We start from the raw sequence: 7,691 nt of genomic DNA, 5'->3' as shown, positions 1-7,691 counted from the left end.
AAGGTGACAAAGGTGAGATCGGTGCGGTTGGTCCGCAGGGTCTGAAAGGTGATAAGGGCGATAAGGGTGATGTCGGCCCTGCTGGTCCCAAAGGTGACAAGGGTGATGTCGGCCCTGCTGGTCCCAAAGGTGACAAGGGTGATGTCGGCCCTGCTGGTCCCAAAGGTGACAAGGGTGATGTCGGCCCTGCTGGTCCCAAAGGTGACAAGGGTGATGTCGGCCCTGCTGGTCCCAAAGGTGACAAGGGTGATGTCGGCCCTGCTGGTCCCAAAGGTGACAAGGGTGATGTCGGCCCTGCTGGTCCCAAAGGTGACAAGGGTGATGTCGGCCCTGCTGGTCCCAAAGGTGACAAGGGTGATGTCGGCCCTGCTGGTCCCAAAGGTGACAAAGGTGAGACTGGTCCCACGGGTATCCCTGGTGTTCAGGGTCCTCAGGGTCTGAAAGGTGATAAAGGCGACAAGGGTGATGTTGGTCCCCAAGGTCCCAAAGGTGAGATCGGTGCTCAAGGTCTGAAAGGTGATAAGGGCGACAAAGGTGACGTCGGCCCAGCCGGTCCTCAAGGTCCCAAAGGTGAGATCGGTGCTACGGGTCCACAAGGCTTGAAAGGTGAGATCGGTGCTACGGGTCCACAAGGCTTGAAAGGTGATAAGGGCGACAAAGGTGAAGTCGGCCCAGCCGGTCCTCAGGGTCAGATTGGTGAAACTGGTCCTCAAGGTCCCAAGGGAGATATAGGTCCTGCTGGTCCTCAAGGCGCACAAGGTCTTGCGGGTGAAGCTGGTCCCAAAGGTGATATGGGTCCACAAGGACCAAAAGGTGACAAAGGCGATAAGGGTGACCAGGGTGAAGTTGGTCCTGTCGGTCCTCAAGGTCCACAGGGTGAAACTGGTCCACAGGGTGTAGCAGGTGAAATGGGTCCACAAGGTCCCAAAGGCGATAAGGGTGACCAGGGTGAAGTTGGTCCTGTCGGTCCTCAAGGTCCACAGGGTGAAACTGGTCCGCAAGGTGTAGCTGGTGAAATGGGTCCAGTTGGTCCTGCTGGTCCTCAAGGTCCACAAGGTGAAACTGGTCCACAAGGTATAGCTGGTGAAATGGGTCCAGTTGGTCCCCAGGGTCCAAAAGGTGACCAAGGTGAAGTTGGTCCTGCTGGTCCACAGGGTGAAACTGGTCCTGCTGGTCCTCAAGGCCTTAAAGGTGAAACTGGTCCACAAGGTGTAGCTGGTGAAATGGGTCCAGTTGGTCCCCAGGGTCCAAAAGGTGACCAGGGTGAAGTTGGTCCTGCTGGTCCTCAAGGCCCACAAGGTGAAACTGGTCCACAGGGTGTAGCTGGTGAAATGGGTCCAGTTGGTCCCCAGGGTCCAAAAGGTGACCAGGGTGAAGTTGGTCCTGCTGGTCCTCAAGGCCCACAAGGTGAAACTGGTCCACAGGGTGTAGCTGGTGAAATGGGTCCAGTTGGTCCCCAGGGTCCAAAAGGTGACCAGGGTGAAGTTGGTCCTGTTGGTCCACAAGGGCCCAAAGGTGATCAGGGTGAAGTGGGTCCTGTCGGCCCGCAAGGTCCACAAGGTCTCGCTGGTCCACAGGGTGAAGTAGGTCCAATCGGTCCGCAAGGCCCACAAGGACTTGCTGGTCCACAGGGTCCAAAAGGTGATCAAGGTGACGTGGGTCCTGCTGGTCCCAAAGGCGATCAAGGTGAAATGGGTCCAGCCGGTCCTCAGGGTCCACAAGGTGTGGCTGGTGATGTTGGTCCCATTGGTCCTGCTGGTCCCAAAGGTGACAAAGGCGATAAGGGTGATCAGGGGGAAGCCGGTCCTCAGGGTCTTGCAGGCGAAGTTGGTCCTGCTGGTCCTCAAGGTCCACAAGGTGAAGCTGGTCTTCAGGGCCCACAAGGTGAAGCCGGTCCCAAAGGCGACAAGGGTGATGTCGGTCCTGCAGGTCCTCAGGGTGTAGCTGGTGAAGTTGGTCCTGTTGGCCCTGCTGGTCCTCAGGGTCCCAAGGGTGATGTCGGTCCTGCAGGTCCTCAGGGTGTAGCTGGTGAAGTTGGTCCTGCTGGTCCCGCTGGTCCTCAGGGTCCAAAAGGTGACAAAGGTGATAAAGGTGAGCCTGGTAAGGATAGTATTACCAAGGTCGGGAGTGGTAACCCTCCCATCCCAGCTTGCACCCCAACAACAGCAGGAATGATTGTATACGCGGTAGGAGACGGCATTAGTTCTACATCTGCTTTCAAGGGTTGTGTGTGTAATGGTGCATGCGCCTGGCAGGTGCTTACTAAATAAGAGTGGGAGAAATTTCGATGAGAGCTGCAAACCATGTGTTAACCGGTGTGATCATGTCTAGTCTCTTCCTGACATCTTGTGGGAAGAAAGAAAGTAAGGAAAATGACCTTTCTGCTCTGACTACTGTGGTGGCAACGCCCACCGATCTTCCAACGTGTTCGGTTGAAGAGATGTCCCGCGTGTATTGGGTCGAAGAGCAATCAAAACTTTATGTTTGTAATGGAACGTCATTCGTCGAAATCACGGGATCAAAAGGTGACCAAGGGGAAAAAGGCGACCAGGGTGAAAAGGGTGAAAAGGGCGAAAAGGGCGAAATTGGTGAAGCAGGATCGCCTGCAAATTCGGGGATTTGGATTTTTGATAAGAACAGCAAAAGCATAGGTGTCTTGATGGAAGCCTCGCTTGGTCTCGTTCTCTTTCCAAATGGTGGTTTTGCCCGAATCAACTTGCAAACTGGTGAGTACGTGTTGCCAGCAATGTATAGCAGCGGCGTGATAATGGAAATCGATAGGGTTTTTGTGTGTGCTTATACTGATACAACCTGTAGCGGTACCTGCTACGTAAATAGACCCCTTCCCGGCGGAACTATTTTGCGAACATCAGAATCCGGATATGTTATTACCCAAGGTACAGAGACTTTGGAGTCGGGCGTAGTCATGAAGTCGCTTCGCGCCGCAGACGCTACATGTACCGTCTTGGGTGCAGACACTCCACTCGATGCCTACGCAATAACAAAATCTTATAGTTTTCCGGACAGCGTTTCGTTGCCACTTCAAGTCCCACTTTCATATGGCTTCAAAACCGAAGATTAACACCCAAGCTCTCACGAAATCACAAACCCCGCTGCGAGGCGGGGTTTCTTGTTCCCGTCACGCCCGGGAATCCTACGCATCACTCCACCTCTTCCACAAACTCAGACGCTTCTTTCACCAGCATCATCTCCTTCAAGCCAGGAATTGGACGAAGGCGACTGGGACTCAACGAGCTCACGCGCTTGGTAAAACATTGAATTGCCTAACGGGCCCCCCGGGCTTGCCGTGAAGCCGTCCCCATATTCCCTCCCAACCCTTGGGGATTGTGTCATCCGATAAGACTTGTGGCATCATTGAAATTGAGGCCAGGTTGAATCGGCTTATGAGGACAATGTCATGCAAAACGCTGAAAAGATTCGGGTCAGGATAAAGCTGTGGGCGGATCCGGCTCAAACCGCCGTTCGTGGTGAGACGCTACGTCGACTTTCAGCTCTTGCCGGCTTCACAGCAAAGGCCATGGCGCGGGAACTGGATGTCAATCGATCGACCCTCTATCAGGAAAAGGTTCGGATTCCCCAGAAAATTCAACAAAGGCTGAGGGAGCTGACCCGTGTGATCGATAATGCTTTCGTTCTCTTTGAAGGCGATGAAAAAGCGGTCATGGAATGGCTTTTTTCGCCAAGCCGTAGATTCTATAACATGACGCCATTTTCCCTTGTGATGGGCGGAAACGGCTCCACCGTCTACGAATTTCAAGAGAACCTGATCAATGACTCGGAAACCTTCAAATCGATCTAAGATCAAGATCAGCTCCAACGTCTCTTTTGAAAAAATTGCAGAGTTTTCTGAGAAGGACTGGAACCGATTCCAGGCCGAATGCATGCATACGCTTCCCGTCAACGGCCGATCCCTCAGGAGAGGGGCTGAACTTTTGCTTCTATGTGAAAGACGATGAAGAAGCAAAGTCAATATTCGCTGTGGAGCGATATGAACTGCCGTAGATTCCTGACGGCCTGGATCAACACTTTCCATCACCTGTCACCCGCCTGCGTCAGACTTTGACTGCTCTTGCGTTATTTCCCATGCAATGCTACCAATCTTCACGACAGGCTGCCTGTTCATAAACTCGACGCTTTACAAGGCTGGTGACGGAATTCCGGTCAATCTCCAAGCCGACACGTGAATTTTTTTCCTGAAACCAAAGCCTTGGGCAAGGAACGATTCGTGGATTGCGGTAAATCCAGAATCGGGCCGACGCCATGGAGCGTCATCGAACTGAGGAGCGAATCATGTTGAAGATTCAGGTACTGAAATGCGGCTTGTTATTGTTTGGACCCATTCTGATAGCCTCCTGCGGTCTCGCGGACAGGAGTCAAACGAAAGCCCTTGAGGCCAATGACGAAAGCAAAATTGATACCAATACCCTGACGGTTGAACTCCAACCGCGATCAGGTGTATCAGGACGGCAACGGATTAATTTCGCAGTTCCTTTGCTTCCAGGGCAGCTGAAAGATGCTGCGTTGGTTCAGGTTCTTCATAATGACGTCGAGCTGCCCACGGCCCGTCACTCGCTTGCCCTCTATCCGGATGGAAGCATCCGCAGTGTGCAGATACAGTTCGAACTAGAAATCAGTGAAAAAACCTCGGTGATCGTCCACATCGGCAAAGCCCCAGGCACACCTGATATCACCGCCATTCCCGTCGCCGACACACTGGTGGAATCGAATGGAGCGGAAATACCCCGCGTATGGGCCACGCTCCCAGGTTCATGGTTGAGCGCCAGCGGCGCCTTAGGTCCGCTCGTGACTTCAGAGAGCGTGCGCGGGACACCGTTCGAAGCATGGGACAAGCTCTGCGATTACGCAAAATACGATGTTGATGCGTTTCAAGCCAAAAGCAGCACCGCCGACGTCTGGCTCTATGACCGCGGCACCGTCATGTACCGAGGTTATGCCCGCACCGGAAACATCGGTCCCTTGACGAGCGCCTATCGGGAAACCTCAATCTATCGCAGCGGGATTCGCGGCAGTGGATCATCCCTCACCATCGCCGTACCAGGCAAGTCCAAGGATTTGAAATACTACTATGCTCAAAACATGGCGATTCATTACCTCCTCACGGGTGATGAGCGATACCGCGAAAGCGCTGAGGATATCGCAACGAGCATCAATCTCTTGTGGAAACCCCGCTATTCAGGAGGTTTCTGGACCGAGCGCCATGCCGGCTTTCAACTTCTCGCCAATGTCTGGGCTGCTCTGGTTTCTGATGACAAGGCCGCTGAATTCACAGAACGAGCCAACGAAGATGTCGACGCCTTCCTCGCCCTGCAAAACTCAAATGACTACGGCAACAGCCAACCTGATGCCCGCTGCTTTGCGCATACCGCTGCGTCTCACGATGAGGAATATGGCTATCCGGGCTGTAGTCCCTGGATGAGCGCGATCCTCGCCGATGGCCTGGATGCCTATGCCACCGAGCTTGGAGGCAGCCGTGCTGCGGCCGTGCGGGATTCCATCGTCAAGCTCGGACGCGTGATCGCCCAACGAGGACGGGATGCCAATGGCAAGCCCTATTACTGGATGGGAATGGATAAAAAACGCGGTGAGGTCGATCCTTATAATGAACACTGGGGCGAGAGTGCCTATGTCGTGGCCATGGCCTGGCATCATGGTGGAAAGCAGGATGCCGGTCTGGAAAAAGTAGCCAGAGAGCTTGTTCAAGGTTTTTCAAACCAGGGAGAAGTCGGCCAGCTTCGCAGCTTCAACTGGCAATGCCGCAGTGCGGTGGCGACACCTTATTTCCTGAAGTAACCTACGCCCGTCTCACGGCCGTAATCGACTGCTGCGATCACAGCCGTGAGATGGCATCAGGCCACCGGCGCCATTTCCAGAAATTCACTGGCCAATAGATCGAGCATTATGGCAAACAAGTCAGGGTTAAGACCACGTGAGGGAGACCCTGATGAAGAGTTTGTGCCTGATCCCTGCTTGCCTGCTGGCTTCACTATCATTTGCCCACACGAAACCATCTTTTGACTGTCAGAACGCCCGAAGCAACGTGGAAAAAGTAATCTGCAAGGACGACGAGTTCGCCCGCTGGGATCTGATACTGGCCAAAACCTATGTCCAGAAAAAAAATGATGGTGCCTTCAAAAAGGAATACCAAAGTTGGCTGAAGGAACGGGACAGCTGCAATAATCAGACGGCCCTGGGCAACTGCTTGCGTGAGCAGTATGCGCGCATATTCGGGGCCATTTATGAAAAGCATGATGGACCCGCCGAACCTCTGTTACCGGACGCCGAATGCTTTCTTCCCATGGTGCGCGGGATGAATGGAGACGAGGGCTTTTACGCTGTGCGCGTGATTTCCCGGTATCTCAACTGCGGTAAGCTCAATATCAATCTGCAAAAAGTAGACACGGGGGCGAAATACGAAGTCAGCTTTGTCGGGAAAAGGGGGCCGACCTACTATTATCTGCTCAAGGAAACTTACGAAAAGGAGTTCTATCAGCACGAGATAGGAGTCCAATTCGCCGTGAAAGAGATCATCCACAAATATCCACCAGGAAAGTCCTTTACCCTGGTGATGTCACTGATCGAACACTAGAAGCTGTCTTATGCAGCTGCCCTGCCGATAACGTCCTGATCATCATCAAACATATGGAACGGCAGATCCATCACAAAGCGGAAAGGGCAGTAATCCGGGTTGGTCTTCCGATCCTCAAGGAGTTCAATCCTGATATCGCCTTCGCATTCCTGAATATACCGTTTGACAGCATCCATGCCGACCCCTCGGCCCGAAATGTCCGTCACCTGGTTGGCTGTTGAAAGACCGGAGTCGAATATCAAACCGGCTATCTTACTGCCATGGGCGGCATCTGCAGCCTTGAGCAGACCACGGGCCAAACCTATTTCGAAGATCTTTTTCATGTGGAGGCCCCGGCCATCGTCCTGGTACGTCAGCCGCATGATATCGTCATGCCTCTGCATGGTGATGCTCACGGTACCCTTGGGCGGTTTCCCTGCCTTGATCCGCTCAGCCGAAGACTCGATGCCGTGATCCATCGCGTTCCGCAGTAAATGGACAAACGTGTTGCGGAAAAGCTCATCGGCCTGCTCACCCAGGAGAATGCCATTCGTTTCCAGGATGACCTCGGGGTGCTCCTTGTGCAAGTCCTTTGCAAGAACCGCCAGGCAACCGAAGATCTCATGAAAGACATCGTTCGCGTCCTTATAGATCTTGTGATGGAAAAGCGTCTGAATCTGATCAATGCTTGCCAGAACATCGCCCGGCAACTCTTTTCCGCGTGTGGATTCCCTTAGGTTGCGATAAATCGCCTCGACATGCTCGATCCTGAATTCCACGAAGTGCGTCTGCTCCGAGCTTCGGCCGAGCTTTTCCTTGGCCAGACTTTCATATAGCTCCACGATCTTGCGAGCTTCACTCAGGTCCTGGGCCATCTTCTCAACATCCCAGGATGCCTGTCTCTCCTTTTGAAGATGAGCATAGTACTGCTCGACGTCATGGAAGACCCGGGTCATGCGCTTGAAATAGAGGGATCGGGCCGAACCCTTGATCGTATGCATATTGATGAAAAGGAGCTTCAGGACTTCAAAGTTCCTCCGTTCCACCCCTTGCGAACGGATCAGTTTTTCGTTCTCCTGGATGA

6 protein-coding genes are annotated in these 7,691 nt (G+C 53.4%); 4 read left to right on the top strand and 2 right to left on the bottom strand.

Annotated elements, in window-relative coordinates; all coding sequences use genetic code 11:
* A partial coding sequence (locus tag OLTU_RS32940) for a hypothetical protein (protein ID WP_218110151.1) occupies positions 1 to 1,847 on the bottom strand: 1,847 nt, incomplete at its 3' end.
* A gap of 440 nt (positions 1,848 to 2,287) precedes the next feature.
* Between OLTU_RS32940 and OLTU_RS19990 the strand changes: the two genes are divergently transcribed.
* From OLTU_RS19990 to OLTU_RS19975, 4 genes are all read left to right on the top strand, one after another.
* Positions 2,288 to 3,082 (top strand): hypothetical protein, encoded by a 795-nt coding sequence (locus OLTU_RS19990; RefSeq protein ID WP_141734527.1) that lies wholly within the window; start codon positions 2,288 to 2,290, stop codon positions 3,080 to 3,082.
* Positions 3,083 to 3,418: 336 nt separating this feature from the next.
* Positions 3,419 to 3,820 carry a DUF2384 domain-containing protein gene (locus OLTU_RS19985; RefSeq protein WP_141734526.1) on the top strand — a complete coding sequence of 134 codons (402 nt, stop codon included), beginning with the start codon at positions 3,419 to 3,421 and terminating at the stop codon, positions 3,818 to 3,820.
* Between the two features lie 491 nt (positions 3,821 to 4,311).
* Positions 4,312 to 5,832, top strand: coding sequence for a hypothetical protein (locus OLTU_RS19980; RefSeq protein ID WP_141734525.1), 1,521 nt, complete (start codon positions 4,312 to 4,314; stop codon positions 5,830 to 5,832).
* A gap of 247 nt (positions 5,833 to 6,079) precedes the next feature.
* Entirely contained in the window at positions 6,080 to 6,628 is a 549-nt protein-coding gene (locus tag OLTU_RS19975; protein WP_141734524.1) for a lysozyme inhibitor LprI family protein, read from the top strand.
* An 8-nt stretch (positions 6,629 to 6,636) separates the two neighbouring features.
* Here the strand turns inward: OLTU_RS19975 and OLTU_RS19970 are convergent.
* Positions 6,637 to 7,691: ATP-binding protein (locus OLTU_RS19970; protein ID WP_176736786.1), on the bottom strand; the 1,055-nt coding region annotated here is incomplete at its 5' end.

The organism is Oligoflexus tunisiensis, assembly GCF_001748245.1.
GTDB lineage: Bacteria > Bdellovibrionota_B > Oligoflexia > Oligoflexales > Oligoflexaceae > Oligoflexus > Oligoflexus tunisiensis.
The sequence above is the reverse complement of the archived record's forward strand: the minus strand, read 5'-3'. Positions and strand labels throughout refer to the sequence as shown.

Excerpts from the sequence above, each read along its gene's own strand:
- OLTU_RS19990 (WP_141734527.1), top strand. The coding sequence starts at position 2,288 with ATGAGAGCTGCAAACCATGTGTTAACCGGTGTGATCATGTCTAGTCTC.
- OLTU_RS19985 (WP_141734526.1), top strand. The coding sequence starts at position 3,419 with ATGCAAAACGCTGAAAAGATTCGGGTCAGGATAAAGCTGTGGGCGGAT.
- OLTU_RS19980 (WP_141734525.1), top strand. The coding sequence starts at position 4,312 with ATGTTGAAGATTCAGGTACTGAAATGCGGCTTGTTATTGTTTGGACCC.